Annotated in this window: 1 protein-coding gene; it reads right to left on the bottom strand. The window is 66.0% G+C overall.

The genetic code is table 11. The features are described from left to right. Positions 1–220 precede the first annotated feature (220 nt). Positions 221–20,164, bottom strand: a complete 19,944-nt coding sequence (locus ACYR7D_RS18185) for a WXG100-like domain-containing protein (RefSeq protein WP_459545767.1) — start codon at positions 20,162–20,164, stop codon at positions 221–223. Between the last annotated feature and the right edge of the window lie 8 nt (positions 20,165–20,172).

Below are 20,172 nucleotides of genomic sequence, written 5' to 3'. Positions count from 1 at the left end.
GAAGTCCCATCACGAGATCTTCCGCGACACGCTCACGGAGTTGCACCTCTCCGCCGATGACCACCTCCTCGAGGTGGGCTGTGGCGGTGGCACCTTCGCCGTGCGCGCACTCGAAAGCGGCTGCCGGATCACTGCGGTGAACCACAGCGCCGATGGCGCCGGTCCCCCAACAACAAGCCGTGCCGACGCCGGCGTCCCGACCTGCCCGGACACCCTGTTGTCAGAGATCATCGAAATCCCTCCTGCGGTGTATCACGAGCCTCCAGGGAGAGATGAACTCGGAGTTCGGCGCCGGGAGCCCGGCGATTCTCACCGGGTCGGCATCGGAGTCGTGTCGTGCTTCGTCACGAGTGAACAACTCTTTGATCAGCGAGAACTCGATCACAGCCGGCCAAGCGACCGGGTCCATCGGCACCGGGTCCATCAGTAATTCCGTCACCGCGGCACCGCTGTGGCCGGTCGGCGGGATTACGAGCTTCAGGGCCGCGCCGGGATCGAGCTCGCCCGCAAGAATCTTCCACGTCAACTGGTCCAGCAATCCCCGCACCCGCGCAGGGCGGTGCACGCCCTGCGCCAGTGCCCCCTCCTCCCAGGGCAGGCTCGCGTTCGCGGCATTCAGTTTCTCCTCATCGGTAGCGTCTTCGGCAAGAATCTCCTCCGCACCCACACAGAACACGACATGCCGGATCATGTACTCGCACGCCTTCCGGACCTGCCCGTTCCAGTCCGGCGCCAGCCCCGCGAGGACCTCCAGCCATATCGGTGGCAGATTCTCCGGCCCGAACGGTGACCGGGCCGCGGGATGCTCCGGTCCGATCGAACGGAACCGATGCAGCTGGTCCAGGCCGTAGTCGCGGTTGGCATAGTTCGGATACGTCGAGGTATCCGGTACGGATCGATACAGGGATTGCACTGTTCCCGGGTTCGATGCGATGAGGGGGACCGTGATGCCTCGGTCCACGAGCGGCTGGAACACGCCGGCGAGGTAACCCAGACGATGTGTGTACTGTCCCCCTTCGGAATTTCCGATCACGGTCAATTGCCTGATATCGGGGCAGCGGTTCCAGCAATGGTAGGCCAGGGAGAAGACCGGCTGGAACGAGCTCAAGGGCGCCGACGGGTACTGCGCGGGCTCACCGTGCCGCCAATCGTGCATACCCCATCGCAGGAAGCGCGGGTCGCTCGAGGCACTCTCGAGGGCCGCGAGATCGTTCGGTGCCGGAAACTGCGGTGCGATGACCAGAATTCTCGCCGGGTCGTATCTCCCCTGGGACTCGATATACGCATCGAGGTACGTGTCGGCGTTGCGAAGACAGCCATGGACGACGATAACGACCTCCTCGATGGTGTCGGGCAGTTCGTCCAGCCGATGATTGGCCATCACCGGCATAATGCCGCGCCCGAGCTGCGAATCGCTCACCTCGACATACTGGTATCCCTCCGGCAGTACGTACGGGTCGTTCTCGTCGTAGTCGGGTATGGGGGCATCCGGTGGGCTCTTTTCCAGATGCGGGTGCTCGGTGACTTCCCGCTGTCGCCGCAAGTTCCGCTCGAGCCGATCGCCCGGCCCCGCCGCGCCACCCGTCCACAACTCCGGCGGACTGTCCAATTCCACAACCCGTCCGACCCAGGAAGGGTACGAGCCGCTCCGTGATTCGTTTCCCCACGAACCTTCGCTGGGGTCGGGAGCTTTGTCGGTTGGTGGCCGGGGAGTGTCATCGCCCGCGCCCGGCACCCGCCCGGCGGGCGACTCCGGAGGGTACAGCGAATTCCGCACGACCTGCAAGACGAGGTCCAGCTGAAAACCCGCCGTGGATTTCAACGGCCGCCACATCGGTTTCAAATCACGCTCGGCTTCGTCGCACCAGCGGTCATAGGCCCGGAGGAGAGTGGCGTACGCGGCACGCAGCGCCGGATCATCGCGATATTCGGAAGTCAGCAACTGATCCATCCGCCGGAGCAACATACCGCCCGCACGTAACGAGAAGAGATGTATATTCTCCTTGCCGAAGATGGGAGTATTCGGTTCGGCGAGCTTCTCGATCCTTTCCGGGAGCGTTTCCGCCATGAATTTCGCACCTCGCCCGAACAAGCCCTCGCCTACGGATTCCAGTAGATTGCGGTAGGTTTCGTCGAATACCGAGATTTGTTCGTGCAGGAGCTCTATCGCCCCTTCCCTGGTCAGCCGCGAAGGTTCGGTGTGCCACTCGGGGAGTTCGATGATCACACCGAGTCCGCCGCGGTCGGCCGCGTAGTGGACACTCGCGATCCAACTATCCGGATCCGACATATCATCGACGGGCGGATAACGGAAGGCTCCGGAACCGAGCAGCGTCATTTCCTCGGCATCCGCAGGAAACTCTTCGACCGGTACGGAATGTCTGCGGCTGAGCTCATCCATCAGATCGCCGAGCATGTTCTCGATGGGTCGGTGCCGATCTCCGGTCGCGGCCACCAACGAATACGCACCACCTCCATGCGCATTGTGCAAGGAGAAGAGCACCAATGGTCTCTGTCCGAGGCCATCGATGAACACCTTGACCGCCCTGGTCTCGGGCAACTCTTCCGCGGATCCAACCTTGGAGAAACCCCACTCCGGTTGCTTGATGCCGAGATCACGGTGAAAACTCATATGATACTTCTTCAGATCGACCGGCCCCTCACCCGTCGGCCAGCGCATGTTCAGAACCGCGCTGTCCGGATCGAAACTGACGACGAAGTGATAGGACGCGTCCGCCCGCAACACGGGGTGGGCAAGGACATACTCGGCCAAGGCGAGGGCCGTGGCGCGGCCGATCTGTTCCATAGGATGCGGATCCACCACGATGACAACGGGTTTCGCGTCTTGTGCGCTGCCGTGGAGAGAGAACACATCGACCGGGAGACCGCCCTCGGAGGAACCGATGGTCTCCCAGCCGGTTGTATCCGGGTGCAACTCGTGCAGATTCCGGAGCGACCTCCGCAGCTCCGCGTAGGAGGGCGGGATGGATCCGACGTGCTCCGCGATCAGCTCACCGGTATCGGGTGACCACGCCGAGGTCGTTGTTCCGGAAGGGTCACCATCTGTACCGGGCAGATTCCGGAGTGCGTCCTGCGCCGGGTACTCGGTGACGGTGTACCGACTCGTGGTGGCGGCGGTGTGCTGATCCTCGGGCGCCGGTTCCGGCGGGATGCCGCGGTCCTGCCCGGCGCCGTCCCGATCCGCCGAGGGGCCGGGCGGGCCTTCGATATCGTGTCGTGGGTGTGCTCGGCCGGTACGGTCGGGGAGCGGCGCATCGAGGGCCGACAGCGTGCCGTTGTCGTTTCCGAAGAACGCGACGAAGGCTTCTTCGATATGCGGGTAGGACTGTGTCCACGACTCGAGCGTCCGCACCCGGGGTGCCGCGCCCTCGATATTGGTGTCGAAGACGACGACGGTGCCGTCGATATCGGTGAGGACGTAGCTGTGGGCCTTGGCGCCGTCGTCGACGACGACGACCGCGGTGTCGGCACCGTTGTGTCCGTGTCGGACAGCGTCGACAACCGAGGCCAGGGGATCGTCGCTGTGCGGTGCCGGGTCGACCTCGGTGAGCTGTGCGGCAATGGCGGTTTCCAGAGCACGCCAGTCTTTCCTACCGTTCTCGACCACGCGCGCTTCGTCGCTTCCCAGCGCGGAAAGCACCTGGGCCACCCGAGTGATGCAGTCATCCCTGCGCCGAGCAACTGCACTCTCGGCGGCACCGCGACGGGCCCGGCCGTCTCCGCCCGCCCCTCGCTCGACCACCGGGGATGCCGGCGTGGGATTGTCGTCGGCTGTACGGACCCGGGCCGCGGCGTCCGCTACATCGTCGGAGGGGTCCGCGGGGCTCCCGGTCCTCGACGGAACCGACCCGGGCGACGGCGTCGCTTCCGCGTTATCGGTGTACTCGTCGGTGTGACGGGTATCGGGGTCGCCGGTGTGGACGAGGACGGCTTCGGTCCGGAAGACGCCGCGCATCGCTGGTCGGTAGGTGCTGGTGTCGCCGAGCGGCTCGGCGCGCCGTGGCCCGGCGATGTCGGTGTTCTCGGTGTGCGCGATCTCGAACCGGATGCTGTCGCCGTCGAGGAGGATCGCGAATTCCGAGGGCTCGTTCAACCGTGGTAATACATCGGAGATCAGTTCCTCGGCCGCGGTGTGGGCGGCGCGCAGTTCGGCGGGAGAGCTGCCCATCATGACGTCGCGTATCAGATCTTTGATCACGGTGACCGCCGCGTCCGGGGCGACTTCGGGGGAGATCGGTATATGCCATGCCTCGGCCGGGCGGGTGGGCAGGGACGGTCGGCTCGCCATCTCCTGCGGTGAGTAGAAGGTGGTCACCCATGCCGCGAGACCGTGTTCGTTCGGGGAGAACTGTTCCTCCCCGCCGGGGAAATCGTGGGATTCGAGTACTCGGATCGATTTCACGCGCGGGTCGCCGCGGATAATCGCCAGATATGGCTGCCGCAGGTAGGTCGTATTCGGGAACAGTTCTTCGCCGGCATAGTAGCCTTTGCCTCTGCCTTCCGGGCCGTTCTCGTCCTGGTCGTTCATCACGAAAGCCACGATCGAGCATTCGGTCGCCGCCGCCAGAGCGCGTTCGAATGCTCCCAGCGCGACATCGAGTTCCCAGCTGAGCGAATCGTGAACGAAGGTCATCACGGTCGCCGGCCAGCGCCCGTCCTCCAAGGTGAAGACATTTCCCTTGGTGGGGATGGATTCGCTCAATACCTGGGAAATGACGGCATCCGATTGCTCGTCCGAGGCGGCGTTCAGCGCCGCGAAGTCATGATCCGGGTAGTAGCGGGATAAGATTTCGGCGCCCGCGGGTACCCAGTGCCGCCAGATCCCACGGGTATTGAGCATTCGAGGGATGCCCTGGTCGACATATTTGTGCATTCCCGGGCCGGGACCGTACATCGCTTCGGCATACTGCCATTCGTCGGCGTTTCCCTCGTAGATCAGCTGCTCGATACCGTCGCGAACGAAAGGTGCCAGAGCCAGCGTATAGCCGACTGCGTTGCCGCCGCCTATATTCCCCTTTGTCTCGAAATGTCCCGGAGCGAATCCCTCAGCTCTGAGGAACCGGACGATGGCATCGATCAGCGCGAGGTCGTGACCGAAGATCCGGTACCGGAACCGAGCCGGCTCGAGCAGGCCCGGCCGATGATGATTCGCGGGTTCGAAGACGCCGTCACTCCACTCCCCGATATAGTTGCGCAGAACGTATTCGACAGCTCCCCATTCTTTGTCGGCTTCGAAGCCGTCTTGCCGATCCATCCCTCCGGCACGTCCTTCGGCCAACTCGTCGAGAGAGCCGACGCGATAGTCCGCCGCCTCGTCGCGGACCTTTCGGTAGCGCATCACCATGTGATAGGGATCCCACGACTGCGCGTACTGCTGCGTGACGAATTCGAGGAACCGGAAAGACCGTCCCTCCGCCTGCGGCCACTGCTGGACGATCAGCTCCTGCAGGCGCGCGACCTCGCCGAGCATCACCGAGTGTTCGAGATACCCTCGGCTTGCCGAATCCAGCGCCTCCAGGCGTTCGCCGAACCGGTAGAAACGGAAAACGTGCGCCGCGTCCAGCAGCTTCCGGACCTCGGTCTGCGGGCTGTCGGCAACGGATTCGCCACGATGGGCAGCGACGGTCACATGCGCGAATTCTTGGATCAGGCCCGAACCGACCCGAGTGGAGGCGTCCAGATCGTAGCGTGCGCGCACCAAACGCTCCACGTCGTCCAATGCCGGGATGAACATCCGGGCAGTGTCCACCGGCAAACCGGTGAGATTCACGACTCGGTGCAGTTCCGCACTCCAACCGGCGAACTCACGCAACTGCTCGATGCCCGGCGGAAACCGGCTGTAGTCGTCTCCGGCCTGATAACGCGCGATCGCCGACAGCACCGCCCGCACGTCGATGTCCGTGGCCGGCAGTTCCGCAGGCCAGTCCACCACCACCCGAAGCCGCTTACCGAACTCCTCGGCATCGGGCACGAACGATGCCGGATCCTTGTACTCGTCGTTGAGCCAGTACACCAGACCGCTCAATTCACCAGGCGTTTCCACCCCACCGTAGGCAGTGGCCAGGGCACGCAACGCCGCCCAACGCGCCGGGTCGGCGAGAGCGTCGAGATACTGCTGCGCCGCAGCCCGGAAACGGTCGGCACGCCACGACCGGTCTGCACGCACGCCCTCCAATGCCGCCCGGACCGAATCCGGATCCCGCAAGCCGACCGGCTGCCCCAAGCTGGTCGCCAACGCCGTGACCCGGCGGCCCAGTCCGGCCAGATCGTTCACGGCGTCATACGGCCGGTCCAGACGAAGCGGGACCTCTCCTCCGGCAAATCTGCCCTGGTGCCACACCGAGATGCCGAGACGCTGCCCCTCCGGCTCGGTCCGGATTTCCAGACCCGACTCACCACTGCTGTGCTCCTGCCGCACGGCGCGGTCACCGAATACCCCCACGGCGATATCACCGGCCGCGGCCGCCACCTGCTCGGCGCCGTCGGACTGTTCGGCAATCAACTCGGTCACCAGCACCCGCACCGCATCATCGAGGTGATGCGATTCGGTGGTCTCGTCGAGGTAGCGCCAGATCACGATGCCGGTGCCGGCCGGAGTCCCGGTGATCGTGACCGAGTCCTGCCGAGTCCGGTTGGCCACCACCAGTCGCACCGACGGCGTACCGGATCCACCGGCCTCGACGGTCAACCTCACCCACGGCAGGCGGGAGGGGTCCAGATCATAGCCGTTGTCCAAGCTGCGTTCACCGAAGTACGCGACCGCACGCTGGATCATCTCCCGCCTCGACTCGAACACAAGACTCGTCATACCGCCGAGCGAGACGGGTACCTCTGCGTGCGGTAAACCGCTCCTTTCCAGACGGCTCACCAACGGCACCACCAACTCGGCCGCTACCGCGCGCGGTCCGTCGCCCCGACTCAGCCGAAACACCAGCGGGTCGATGTCTTCTCTCGCAACGTGCACCGATACTTCGTCGCCGTCTACCGCCACGGTCACCTTCGTATCCCGATATTCCGGGGACCCGGGATGCTCGAACGCCCGCCGCACCAGATCGTGCACCGCCAGCGACGTCATATCGACTCGATCCCGCGGCCAGTCTCGCAGCATCTCCGACACCGCGGCCCCGACGGTCCGGAGGTCGATCGACTCACCATGCGCCGAACCGACCTGCCACGTCCGCTTCCACCGCCGATCACCGGTGCCCGATTCCGAATCGCGCCCTGCCGCGTCCGCATCACCTCCGGATTCCGGCGGCCGGCCCGGTTCGGCGAACTCCGGCCGGGAAGGATCGTCGGGCGAGCCGCCGATACCGTCCCGCAACGGGACGGTTCTGTCGACCTCCGACACAGGGTCGGCGGCGGATCGCAACGGGCCGAGCAGACGCGCGGCGATATTCCTGAGCCGGCCACCTTGAAGATCCGAGGCGATGAGCCGGGCCAGATGCTGCGGGCTGTCGGCCGTCAACTCACCGAATCGGCGTACCAAGGCATGCTGGGCGGGGCCGCCGGGGCCGTCGTTCAGCGACCAGCGCCGGGTACTCAGGTCCTGTTCGACCACGATCGTGAAGACCAGTGTCTTCACCGACACCGTCTCGGTGGTGATGTTCTTGCTCGTGAACCGATGCAGCCGTTCGATGCCGTCCTCGGGCGGAGAGCCGGGCAGCGGATACTCCAATAGAGCGAGACGGCGCAGCACATCGGCCGGATGATGCGCCGGAATCGGATGCTCGTTCGTGTACTCCAGGGTCCGCCAGAGGCCGTTGAAAGACCAGGTGAATCCGCCCCATCCGGAGATCAGTACCTGCTCCGCGAGAGTGCCCATCGTCGCCCGGTCACGGAGCAACCCGATCCACTGATCTATCCCGCCCCGGGCCGCTCCGGTCTCGCGCAGCGCGACGAACTCCGCCACCAACGCCGCGGTGACGTCCATCGGCGACGGCAGCCGGAACAAGGTGTCGATATCGAACGGGTCCGCGAAGCCGACTGTGCCGTCGGTCTCCACGCGGATATGCCGCACCCCGTCCCGGTCCTCACCCAGGTGCCCGAACATGGCGCGGTCGTTCGACAGCTGCTCGAAAGCGTGCGGAAATTTCGTGACCGCCACGCGCAACGCGCCGACGTGGTCGCCACCCACGGCCGAAACAGCGATATAGGGGCCCTCTTCGTGCGGATCGACCCGCACCACCCCGGGCCCCAGCCATGCGAACCTGCTCACGGCCCCGTCCTGCCGCAGCAACTCCTCGACCGCCGGACGAGCCTGCTCGATCAGCTGTTCCGGCGAGTCCGCACCAGCGTCGTCGTGGTGGCCGGACGCCGCGCCCCGCGGCTCAGGCGGCAGACTGCCGATATCTCCCGGCGCCGGACCGCGCATGGGCGGTGCGGGGGGTATCGCAACTTCCAGGTCGATATCCAGCGGACGAACCGATTTACCGTCGGCATCCACGAACAGGGGGTGTACCGGGTCGCCGCTCGGCGTGTACTCGACGCCGTGGACCGATACGACGGTCGGGTCGATCCTCCTGGGATCGAACTCACCGATATATCGACCACCGAAATCGTATGTCAGCAGGCGACCGCCGTAGTTTCCGACGAAGTACGCGTGCGCCGGCGCAACCGATCCTTCGAGCCGTCGCGTCTCGACCACGACCATGCCGCGCAGGGAGTTCTCCTGTTTGGTTGCCCTATCGATGCCGTCGTCCACCTGGGCAGGCGACCGATCAGCCGGCAGCTCATCCGGGCCGCCCCACAGGCGCCGGGCAATCCGCGCCCGCCCCTCGTATACATCGCCGAAATACTCGTAGCGGCCCCCCGCATACCATTCCAGGAGTTCGTGGGGCAGTCCATCGAGGCCGAGAACCGCCTCCGGGAGGTCGACCACGCGCCTGCCCCCACGCTCGAAGTAATAGAAGTCGTTCGCGGCGATCCCCGCCAGCGGAGCACAGTTGGCATCGTCGGGCGGGTGTCTTCCGTCCAGCGGGTTCCCGAGTATGTACGCAGGCCCGAGCTCGATACCGTTGTCACGCTCTGCCGAGACGCCGTCGAGCAGCGGCGCATCGGCCTCCTGAATCGAGGCGAGTACCTCGGCGGCCTGTCGATCAGCCCTCGCGATGCGGCGGGTGATCTCGTCATACGCCTCGACAGCTGCCGACAGCTCGCGTATCAGATCCGGCTCGGCCCCCCGCGCCGACAGCCGCTCGACGGTTTCCTCCGGGCGTGCCAGTATCTCCGGCGTCCCTATCGGATCCCCGGGCACATCTTCCAATACGCGGTACAGGGCTGCCTCGACCGCTTCGCGCGCCCGCCCACGGTCGACTTCCCAATCCAGCCTTTGGCGACCGCGGTCGACCGCATGTACCTCGATATCGTCGAGCAGCCGCATCATCTGGTCGTGCCAACTCGCACGGCCACGAATCTCGAATTCCGGTTGCAATCGGTCGAGCCGGTCACGGATCTCGGCGAAATCCCGCATGGGGGCCACCGGGTCTATCCACTCGGGACCGAAAAGGGAGACGAACATCCGCATTCGATCGGCGAAGAGACTGTTCCCCCGCTGGTGGACGAAGGACAATTCATGGTCGATGCCGAACAGTCGGTTCGGCCCGTTGATGATCCAATTGCCGGCGTGCCGGTCGTCATTGGCGATCAACCCGTCCATGAGGCCCATCAGCCGACCGTCGGGCAGGTTGACATAAGGCCACGCGATCTGCCGATTGTCGGCTGCGTACAAGCGAGTCGGGCCGGCCGCCTCCTGCCATGCGGCAGCGGCGGACGGGCCTTCGATGAACTCCATGTACACGACACCGTCCACGATATGAACCGCTGGAACGCGGGCTCCGACAGCTTGTCCGACCAATGCGCCGAGCTCTTCGGCGTCGAGCCACATCCGTTGGTAGGCCGACATCGATTCGGTCCGGCCGTCCACGAACTTCCGGATCACCATCCACCCGTCGTCGAAGGTGAGTAATTCCACCCGCGCGGACTCGTCGGTTTCCGGCATCTTGAGCACTGTCACCGCCGGCTCGAACCGCGCGATCGCCTCCAGAAGACGATCAGCGAACGGCGTATCGCTCGTTCGGTGGCCGGCCTGCGGAATCGCCCCCTGATGCAGCAGCTCCGCTGATGGTCCATCCAGCTGCCGCAGCAGTCTACGGATCGCGACGACGCGGTCGTCCAGAGCTTTCAGCGTCGCCCGGAATTCGCGATACCCCGAAGCCGAATAGAGCCGCTGATCGAAGGTTTCCCGCTCCCGCAGCGCGAGCGCTTGCTGCTCGGCGAGTAGTGCCGAAAGCATTTCGCGTAGCTGCTGCTGGTTCGCTCCCTCGGCCGGCTGTTCACCGAGCGAGCGGATACCCTCACGAACTGCCGACAACCTTTCCGCGCTGATCGGCTGCCGCCTATTGCCGGGCTGTGTGTCCGGCGGGTCGGCACGGAACTCGAACCAGATCGTCTTGCCGTCTCCGTGCTCGACGATGCCGGAATCGGTGGCCACCAATTCCAGTAGCGCCATGCCCCGGCCGGATTCGGCATCCTCGTCGGCGTCCCGTCGCACCGGCAGCTCCGGACTGTAGTCCCGGGCACCCACTCGCACGACCCGTCCTGCCGGGCTGTCGGCTACGGTCGCGATCACGAAGCCGCGCGAATCGGCGTAGCGCAGAATATTCCCGGCCAGCTCGGACACGAGCAACTCCGCCGAATCCACCTGGTCGGAGTCCGGCCAGTCCCCCATCACCTCGCGCACCAGCCGCCGGGTCTGCGCGACGTGCGGTCCCTCGGTGACCGGCACCAGGTAGGCGCCCACCTCCGGCCCGCCGACAAGCGGTGTCTCCACCGGCGCGAGCATCCCGTCGGACAACTGGGATCGGTGCGGATCGATGAAGGCGGCGCCGGTGATCGTTCCGTTGACCTGGATCTCCGCCAGTCGCACCAGCGCGCCGTCGATCGCCGCACCCTCGAGACCGAGCGCGACGAGCATCGCTTCGAGTCGCGCGGGAGCCAATGCCCGGACCATCTCGACCACCGAGATGTCGAGTCCTTCACCGAGTGCACGGGCGACGAAAGGGCTCTCGAACAGCGAGGCGTGCTCCGGAGCGCCGGAGTCCTGTCCGGGCTCCGGAGCGAAGGACGCGTAATCGAGCGGAAAGGTGCGGCCCTGCTCGATCGGCACGATATGGGGCGTGCCCGCAGTGTCCAGGACGGTACGCCAAGACTGTTCGGTCCGGTGCCGCGTTCCGGCGATATAGTCGAGCACCGCCATCATGCTGCGCTCTCGCGGCGAGTACTCCCCGACGGCTCGGGCGGGCGAGACGTCGCCGACATACTCCATGAGAGATCCCGGTCCCTGCGGCCCCTTCCAAAGAGTCGTCACCGGAACCACTCCGAAACCGAGCAGACGGTCCAAGCGCGCGAATGCCGTATCGCGCACTGACATACCTGATGGCGGAATCCGCGTCCCGTCGGCCAACCGAGCGGACTCCGGCCTGTATTCCCATAGGGTGTCGTCCTCGAACCTCACACGGACCGCTACGTCGTGCCGGCCCGCCTCCCCATTCGCCTCCTCCTCAGCAACAAATTCTCTGTCGTGAACGGCGCGCTCCTCACCGGCGAGCGTCTCGCCGACGGGAATGGTGGCCTCGGCAGGAGGCACGTACCCGACTACCCCGAGTCCTGGCCAGGCGGCACCGGTGATCCTGCCATTCTCCTGGATCTCCGTCAGTCTGGACACTCCATCCGCTACGGCGCCGGGCTCGAGACCGAGCAGCTCCAGAGCAGAACGGAGCACTCCGACCTCCAGGCCGCGGGCGCCCGCAATCACCACAGGATGCAGATCCTGCCCGACAGCATCCAGGACGAACGGCGAACGGATCCGTCCGAGATCCAGATCATCGTCGAAGGTGAATGAGTCCGCGTTCTCCGGCCAGGTGTCGGTGTTGTCCAACAACACTAGTTCGGGGGCCCCTTCGGGCGAGTCGGTTCGTTCTGTACCGGCCTCTCGTGTCGCCCAGTTCTGCCCGTTACGATCCACGTGCCCGGCGATGTAGTCGATCACCGCCGCCCAGTGCCGCTGCACAACCGAATACTGCCGGACCGGCCGTGGCGGCCGATGCGGAACGAAGTCCGTCAGCGAGCCTGGTCCCTCCGGGCCCGACCACAATCGGGCCGCAGGCACGAGACCGGCACCGAGGAGTCGGTCCAGCACCGACACAGCGACCTCACGCACGATAAGCCCAGATCGGGGAATGCCCGAGAATTGCATCTCCTCGTCGTCCGGATTCACCCGGTAGACATTCAGAGATCCGTCCGCGAACTCCACCCGCACAAGTTCGCCGAACTCGTCGAGTTCAACGGTGTCGACCACCTCGCCGCGGGTGGCCTCCTCCGCCGGATCGACCTCGAACTGCGATCGGTCCGTGCTGGTGGATTCGATATGTCGGTCAGGTGCTTCCCCGTTCTCGGACGAAGGAGGCACAGAAGTATCCGCCGCGTCGTCGCCCGAATGGGGCGGCACCGGGTCCCGGTACGCGAGGGGAGTGGTGTCCCTGCCGCGCTCACCTCCAGATCCCAGGACCCTTCTGGCCTCGGAGTTGATCGACGCCGCATCGGCCGTCACCGCGGCGAGGCGATAGGCCGTTTCGATCAGTCGGTCGATCCGAGCGAGGATTTGGTGTTGTTCGGATATGTCGGCCCGATCCGACGACCACCGGCGCAACCGGTCAGCGCGTTCTTCGATGCATTCCGGTGAAGCCCATTCCTCGGAGGGAGTTCCGATCAGATCGCGCGGAAATGGACCGGACAGTTCGCCGAACCTCACCGTCAGCCGATGCCGCTCAGCAGCTGCTTCGCTGTATTGCCGGCTCAAATCCCGCAGTGACGCTCGTGTTCGCTCGGAAAGCGGCAGCTTCGGCGTATCCCGGGCGAGATAGACGATTCCGCGGATCTGGGCAACCTCACCACGGACCTTGGGCGGGTAGGAATATGTCTCCAGACCGGCCCATTCTCTTACCAGGATCCGACCGTGGTTGTTGATGACCCGGTAGCTGTGCCCGAATCCGGCCCCACTGTCCAGCACCGCGATCCAGGCCCCGTGCGGAAGCGACGTGAGGTAGGACTCCATCTCGCTACGGCTACGGAAATATTCGGGCTCGGCGCCCAACGCAGCGGCCGCCGCGAAGTCCGGTGTCCCTTCCGTGCTGAAATCCCAGTCGAGCGGCTCGATACGAGCGCCGCGGGGGGCGTACCACATCGCGTCGATAAGGGTCGACTGCAGACAGTAGTTGTCGATGGCCGCCCAGTCGATCTGGTGGATGGGCGTTCTGGCGTCCAGCGCGGCGATCAGTCTGCTGTTGCTTTCCCGGGCGATCTCATCGGCCGCCCGGATACGCCCTTCGATCTCCAGCAGGGTGCCGATATCGCGTTTGAATTTCCCTTCCGGAGCGGTGTCACGAATTTCCTCGAGCATTCTCCGGCTCGGCAGGTCGTCCCGGTCCAATCCGAGTCGCGCTGCCGCGTCCCGGTATTCGGCGCTGTGGTGTTCGTACGCGAGTTCGGCATGCGCGAGATCGCGGCCGATGGCGCTCAGCGAAGTAAGGTCGTCGACGATTTTCCGATGTTGGCTCAACATTTCGATCAGTGCGTCGATTCCACGCCCCCGGCGTGGATTGTTCCGCTTGCCCGCAAGCCTGTCCAGTCGGTCGAGCAGCCGCTGGCGGGCCGATGGATCACTCAGATCGCCCACCCGTTTCAGCCCGAGTTCGCCGGCCAGCCGCCGGGCCGCCGCCAGGATCTGCCCACTCTCGAAGTAGACCGCGCTGATCCGCTTCAGGAGGGCCACGCGCTCCGGGAAACTACGCCGCTCCGAGTGCGGCAGCATATGCCATTCGGCCGGGCCGATCGGATCGACATGCCGACCGTTTCGATCGAACAGCGCGGCATGACTTTCCAGTCCCGGCCGCACCACCGGAGTGAAGGCATGTACTAATCCGAAAGTCCGGTCGATGCTGATGATCACGTTCTGAAAGTTGACCAGCTGGTACCGGCGGCGCGCACCGGTGTACCGGTGCGTGTCGACGACCAGAGCCGAGGCCCCCGGCCCCATCTCGCGTAGTCGCGCCGTCAACGCGGCATGGTCCCCTATGCCGAGGATTCGGCCGCGAGCCCGCGCTTGCAGCTGGGAGTCGGTCAGGGCGACCACCGACTCGGGGAACGGAGACCGGTCCACGGCACCGACGGCTGTCACGTCGGCGGCGGCCCGCCATGCGGCGCCGCCGTCATCGTGCGGCAGCGACGCTACGTCGACATATCGGGGAATGACACGCGGATCCGCCAGCCCCTGGTCGAGAACCGTGTCGAGCCGCTGCACTTCGGCGCGCGCACGGTTGTACAGGTCCAGGAAAGTGGCGAGCTGGTCGGAGGCGTGTCGGTACTCGTCGCCGGCGGCCAGGCGGTCGAGGTCCGATGACAACGCCAGACGCGCGGCTTCGCGTTGCGCCAGATGTGCGTAGTACACCTCGTACATCTCGGCTGTCGTGCGCGCCCGAGAGAGCGCGCTCAGCCAGGTGTGCGCCGCGTGCGCGTAGTCGTAGTTCGCTATATGGGCGTCTACGACAGCCATCCGCGCTTCGGGGACCGGCTGTCCCTCGGCCACCGCCTCGAGGATTGCGGAGCGTTCGACGAGAGCCCCGTCCCGGAGGAGTTCGAGTCTTCCGCGTTCCCGATCCGCGGCTGCGAGCGCTCGATCCAGCGCTTGGTTCCGTAACTGCCTGTCGGCATGCGAGTCCGGCGGTGACTCGTTCCGGGATACCGGTTCGTGGGACTCGGGCAGGTTCGCCGGATGTCCTTCCAATCCGATCGTGGATTCCTCCGTTGCCGACGGTTGCCCGCGGGCGTGCCGAGGCCCCGCCCCTTCGAAACGCTCCGAACTCAGATGCCCCGGACCGGGCACGACCGCCGGATCCGATGGATCCGGACCACCCACCCTTTCGCCGTCTGTCCGGTCACTCGGTATGTCATGCCGGGGTGCCTGATTCAGATCGCGCAGCAATCGAGCGAATTCCGGTGTGTTGTGATTCGCCTCGGGCTCGAATGGAGCCGGGCGGCCATCTATCTCCACATAGCGCCGTCGTAGCTCATCGAGGCCGAACAACTCGACCGGGTCCGCCTCCGGACCTAGATGCCGGGCTCTGGACCATATTTCGCCGAACCGCTCGCTTCCGGCTCGGACCGCCGCAGCCCACTCCTGCGGTGAACCGAACAGATCGAGGTTCACATCGTGGACGGCGCTCGGCGGCAGCCCGGCATTCTCCAATGCCCAATTCATCAACAGCCGCGACAGCCGACCGTTGTAATCGTTGAACGGGTGTACAGATATGAGAATCCTTTGCAACGCGGCCGCAACAGCATAGGGGTCGGCTCCTGATCTGCCGCGCACTCCGTTGTACCAATCGCACAGAGCTTCCAGAAATGACTCGAGGTTTTCCCTTCCCGGCATATCCGGATGTTCGAGCGGGAACTCGGGATAAAAGATCCACAGGGCGCGATCAGTGCCGTCCGCATGATCGGTTTCTCTACGAGTATCGAGGTATCTGATATAAGGATTCGCGTCCAGGGCCGCGAGTTGTTCGTCGGTCGGCGAGTTCTGCTGCACGCCCATCGGACTACTGGAAACGAGCACACCGGCAAGCTCAGGGATACTCAGCACCATCAGTCGACGGTGCAACTCGCGCACGAAGGGCACAGTCAACTCCCGATCTCCGTAGTCGCGCGCGAATGCCATGGCGTCCAGAAATCCCGCCCACTCGCGCATTCCGAAGAGGAGCTCCGGCCGCGGCTGGCCGGCGACGATAGCAACATCGAGATATGACTTGTCGATGAACAAGGCGGCCAGCACCAGGCGTTCGACGTCGGTATTCACCTGCAGGACCGCCAACCGGTCCTCGATCAGAGTGGTCGCTTCTCGTTGCCACTGCGGCAATTCGCCGACACCATCCGGTACATTCTGTCCGTCGGCCTGCTCAGGCACACTTTTGGAAGTATGCGCCTCGCGATCCTGCTCGAGCTCGCGCCGGTACGCGTCCGCGCGGTCTTGTACCGAGCGGGAGTACATTTCTTCGATCGAACGCCCATCACCGGTCCGCTGCCGTGACGAACTGCTCGTCGACCGTTCGGTAGCCTGCGCCGAGCCGATGTGCGGATCCGCTGGTCCGGCCGTCTCGACAACAGGCACCGATTGCGTTTCGCGCACCAGATCCGCCGCGGCCTGCCTGATTTCCTCCGACTCCTGTGCTGCTTCCTCCGATTGCGGCGGACTGATCGGCGGCGGCGGATGCGAATGGTGAGCAACCGGAATCGGCGCTGCGGGGTCGAGACGGATGGGTCGCGTAACCTCCTGCGGCGTAACCTCGTCCGTCGCCCTGCGGGATGCCGGATCCGCTCCTTCGGTGCGCAGCAGAAGGGGCATCGAATCCGCTCCCTGGTTCGCCGCAATCAGCTCTATCGCACGTGGTCTCTCGAGTGGCTCCGGTGGCCGATCATGGACCAACTCGAACAGAGCAGCGTGTTGCGCAATGCGATCACGGTGCAATTCGAGTGCGGCCGCGGCGGCGCGGGCGCTGATCCCACGCAGGTGCGGCATGAGATCGGCTGCCTCGGCGTCGATCCGGTCGCGCAGCGCGCTCAGCGCCGTCGGCCACTCACCCGGTCCGAGTCGGTGCGGGTCGGGAATGCCGGCCTCTGCGGCCGTTCGCCACACGCGCCGCACCTCGGTGAGATCCAACGGTGTCTCCGGGCCGCTCACCAATGCGTGGTAGTAGGCGTAGGAGGGATGTGTCGGATCCGGGCCCTCGCGTTCGACGAGTGAGAAGGCCTCGATCATGGCCTGCTCCGGAGACATTCGGCGGAACCTCATCCATTCCCGGCGGGCGGCCGGGGTCTCGCCGTTTTCCCTCAGCTGACTGCGCAGGAGGTCGGCGGATTCGCCCGCCCGGCGCACCGCTGTGTCGTCGCGGGCGAGGAGGGCTTCGGCGAACCGGCGGATGACGAGCTCGCGCAGTGGAAGGTCCGCCGCCGACCGTGACACGGGTAGGCCGACGACTCGCGGGTCCAGCACCAGCCGTCCGTCCCGGACGACCGCGGCGGCACCGTCGCCGTGTTCCGACAGCTCCGCGAAGTCGACCCCGTCCAGGGCACCTGGATAACGCTCGGTCAATGTCCGCAGCAACGGTGTCAGTTCGTGCAATGTCTCGACCGGCACCGCTCGGTCCCGGTACCCGGTGATCGGGATACCGCTGTCGCGCACCAACTCGTCTTTGAGAGCCCGCTCTTGTGCCTCGGTCAGGATCTGCTCGGGCCGGACCGAGGCCCGAATCTCGCCGGGATCGGCCGGCGGCACCGCCGAATCGGTATCGGGCCGCGGTTGACCCGTATCGGCCGCCCCGGGCTCTGGGGACTCCGTGCCGGCGCGGGAAGGATGGGAAGGAGCTGATTGCGGAACCGGGTGTCCCGCGAGCGGGCCGGGCGATTGCGCGTCCGCCGGATGAGCCGGTCGGCCTTCGATCGGGCCGGAAGGCATCACCTCGAGCAGCTCGACCAGTTCCGCGAGAAGCCGCTCGCGGGCCTCGAGCCGGCGGCGCGCGGCAGGCAGTGTGTCGCTGTCCAGTGACGACAGTTGGGCACGTTCTTGGGCCAGCTGGGATTCGAGATGCCCCACGGCAAGTTCCCAATGGTGAGCGTGATAGAACGTGTAAGGGTTCTCGATGCCCAACCGCTGAGCTACACGCAACCGCCGGATTTCGGCCGTGATATCGATCGGCCTCGCCGAAACCGCGCTGTGGAACGCCCGCAGTAGGGCATACTCCGGTTGCCGCACGTCCAGCGCCCGCTGCTGCAGGATGCGCTCCAGGGCCGCCACGAACGCCTCCGGTGTGCGCAAGGCGCGATGCCCGAACAACCCCTCGCGTGCCAGACTCTCCTCCGGCAGCAACGCACGCCATTTGCGATATGTCAGGTCGATATGCCCCTCGGATTTCAGCGTACGGAAGGCCTCGCGCAACACCCGCTCTGTCGCGACCGGATCGATACCGAGTGCGCGCACGCCGTCGACCAGCGCCATCCCGCTCTCGGCCTCTTGCACCCCGTCCATCGGCGGCTCGTCGGATCCCGGAGTGCCGCGCTGGTCGTGCGACGGCGACGCCCGGACGATCCGGGCCTGCGGGTCCGCAGTAGGTGGTCGGTACGCGCTCCCGCTCGCAGCGCGCTGCGCCTGTCCGGCAGCCCGGGGATCGTGCACGCGGCCGGCGATCGGCTCGCCCGGTGCGGCCGGAATCACCCGAGCCACGGAAGTTCGGGGCGCTGGGGTCGCGGTGGTATCCGGGCGTCGGAGACCGTCCGGTACTGCCCCCCGGGTCCCGTCCGGCGGCAATTGCCGGGCCTGTGTAGCGGAATCCGCAGGCCCGGCGCGCACGACAGGCTCCCCCGGACGTGCCGTGAGCGGATCGGGTCGCGCCCCGGAAGCGCCCGCTGCTCTGTGGTCGGATGGTGATTCACCCGCCCTGTTCGGCGCTTCGGCACGGGCCGCGGCGGCGGAGGGCTCCAATGGACCCGGTGGGGTCGTCGAATGCCAGGTGGCACCGGCGTGTCCCACCGCCCGAGCGGCGGTGGGAGCGGCATCGCTGATTCCGGGTTCGGAAATGGCCGAACGGGATCCGGACGAACTATTTACCGCGCCGGCCGCGGGCGCGTCGTTCCCATCCCTGGACGGCGGCGCAGTGTTCCCGGCCGGGGGCGGCGCGTCGCTCCCGCTACGCGGCCCCGGCACAGTGTCGCCCACAGCGGATTCCGCGGCCCGCGCCCGGCTGGATCCGCGAGTGTCATCATGTATGGGGGGCTGAGGCCGGACACTGTCCACCGGCGACTGCGGTCGGATCCCGGGGGCCCGTGCTTCCGCTGCCGCCATGGGTGATGGCGGCGGTGGTGCCCCCGGCTCCGGCGGTCGGCTCCACGGGACCGGCGGACCCGCCGGCGACTCGGATCGGGGGGCGGGAGCCGGTGTGAGGTCGACCCTGATCGTTCCGCCCCCGGGCGCTGCGGGACTGCTCTGTGCCTGCGGGTCCCGGCCGACAGTCGTCGACATCCTCGGCCGCACCGGAAAGTCGCCCGGGTCGGCCCCGAGCATCTGGCCGAGCTTGATGATCGGGCCGACCCGGCGACTGAGGTTCTCGATCGGGCCGCCGGGATTACGCGCCCCCAGAACATGGATGCCCTGGTGGCCGCCGATGGATGTTCCCGCACCGATGATGCCGGCGCTGATCATGCGGTAGTCGAACGTGAAATCACCCGTGACCAGGCCGCCGCCCAGCCAACCGCCCACGCCGCCCAGGATTCCACCACCGACCAGCTGCAACCCCAGTGTCCGTGGCGTCGTCAGATGGTCGAGACCCCAATCGGTGAACCGCAGTCGCTGCACGCCGAGGGCGGCGCCTGCGCCGAGGATGCCACCGCCGACCCCGCTGCCTATCGCGGCCAGCGTTTGTTCCGATCTGAATCCGGTGCTCTGATTACCGTGCTCGATCTCCCACTTCTGGATCGCGATGTCCTGTAGCCCGGCGATGCCACCACCGAGGAGGCCGTGGCCTGCCAGCCGCACCGCCAGTTGCGGCAGCATCTTGCGCCATCCCGCGTTCGCGATTCCGGCGAGCAACCACCGTGCGATCGCCTGCAGTGTCAACCGGGTGGCCGCGATGGCCGCCGCGTCCTGGACTGCCGAGGTCGGCGGAAACAGCTTCGAGAGGATCAATTCCAGCGCGAGAAGAACCAGCGCACTGTAGATCTGGAGTTTGGCCGATTCGATCGCGCCACCGGTATCCCGCGCGCTCTGCGCCAGCCCGCGCAATGTTTCGACGGCCTCTGGAAGGTAGCTCTCGACCTTGTCGAAGATGTCGTCCATGGCCTGGTGCGCTTCACCGGCCGGATAGGCCTCGAGTGCCTCCGCGTGAACGCGCCGGATATCGGGCATGGTGGCTTCCAGCGCATCCGCCTCCGCCCGGAGGGCGCGGGCCAGCTCCCACATGAGGTCTTCGTCGCCCTCCGGCCACTCGGCGCCACCTACCATGCCGAGGAGCCCGTGCAGCGCCTCGGTCAGCGTCATGCCCATGCCGTGCG

This window comes from Nocardia sp. X0981, assembly GCF_977089955.1.
This window is presented reverse-complemented; position numbering and strand designations above follow the sequence as displayed.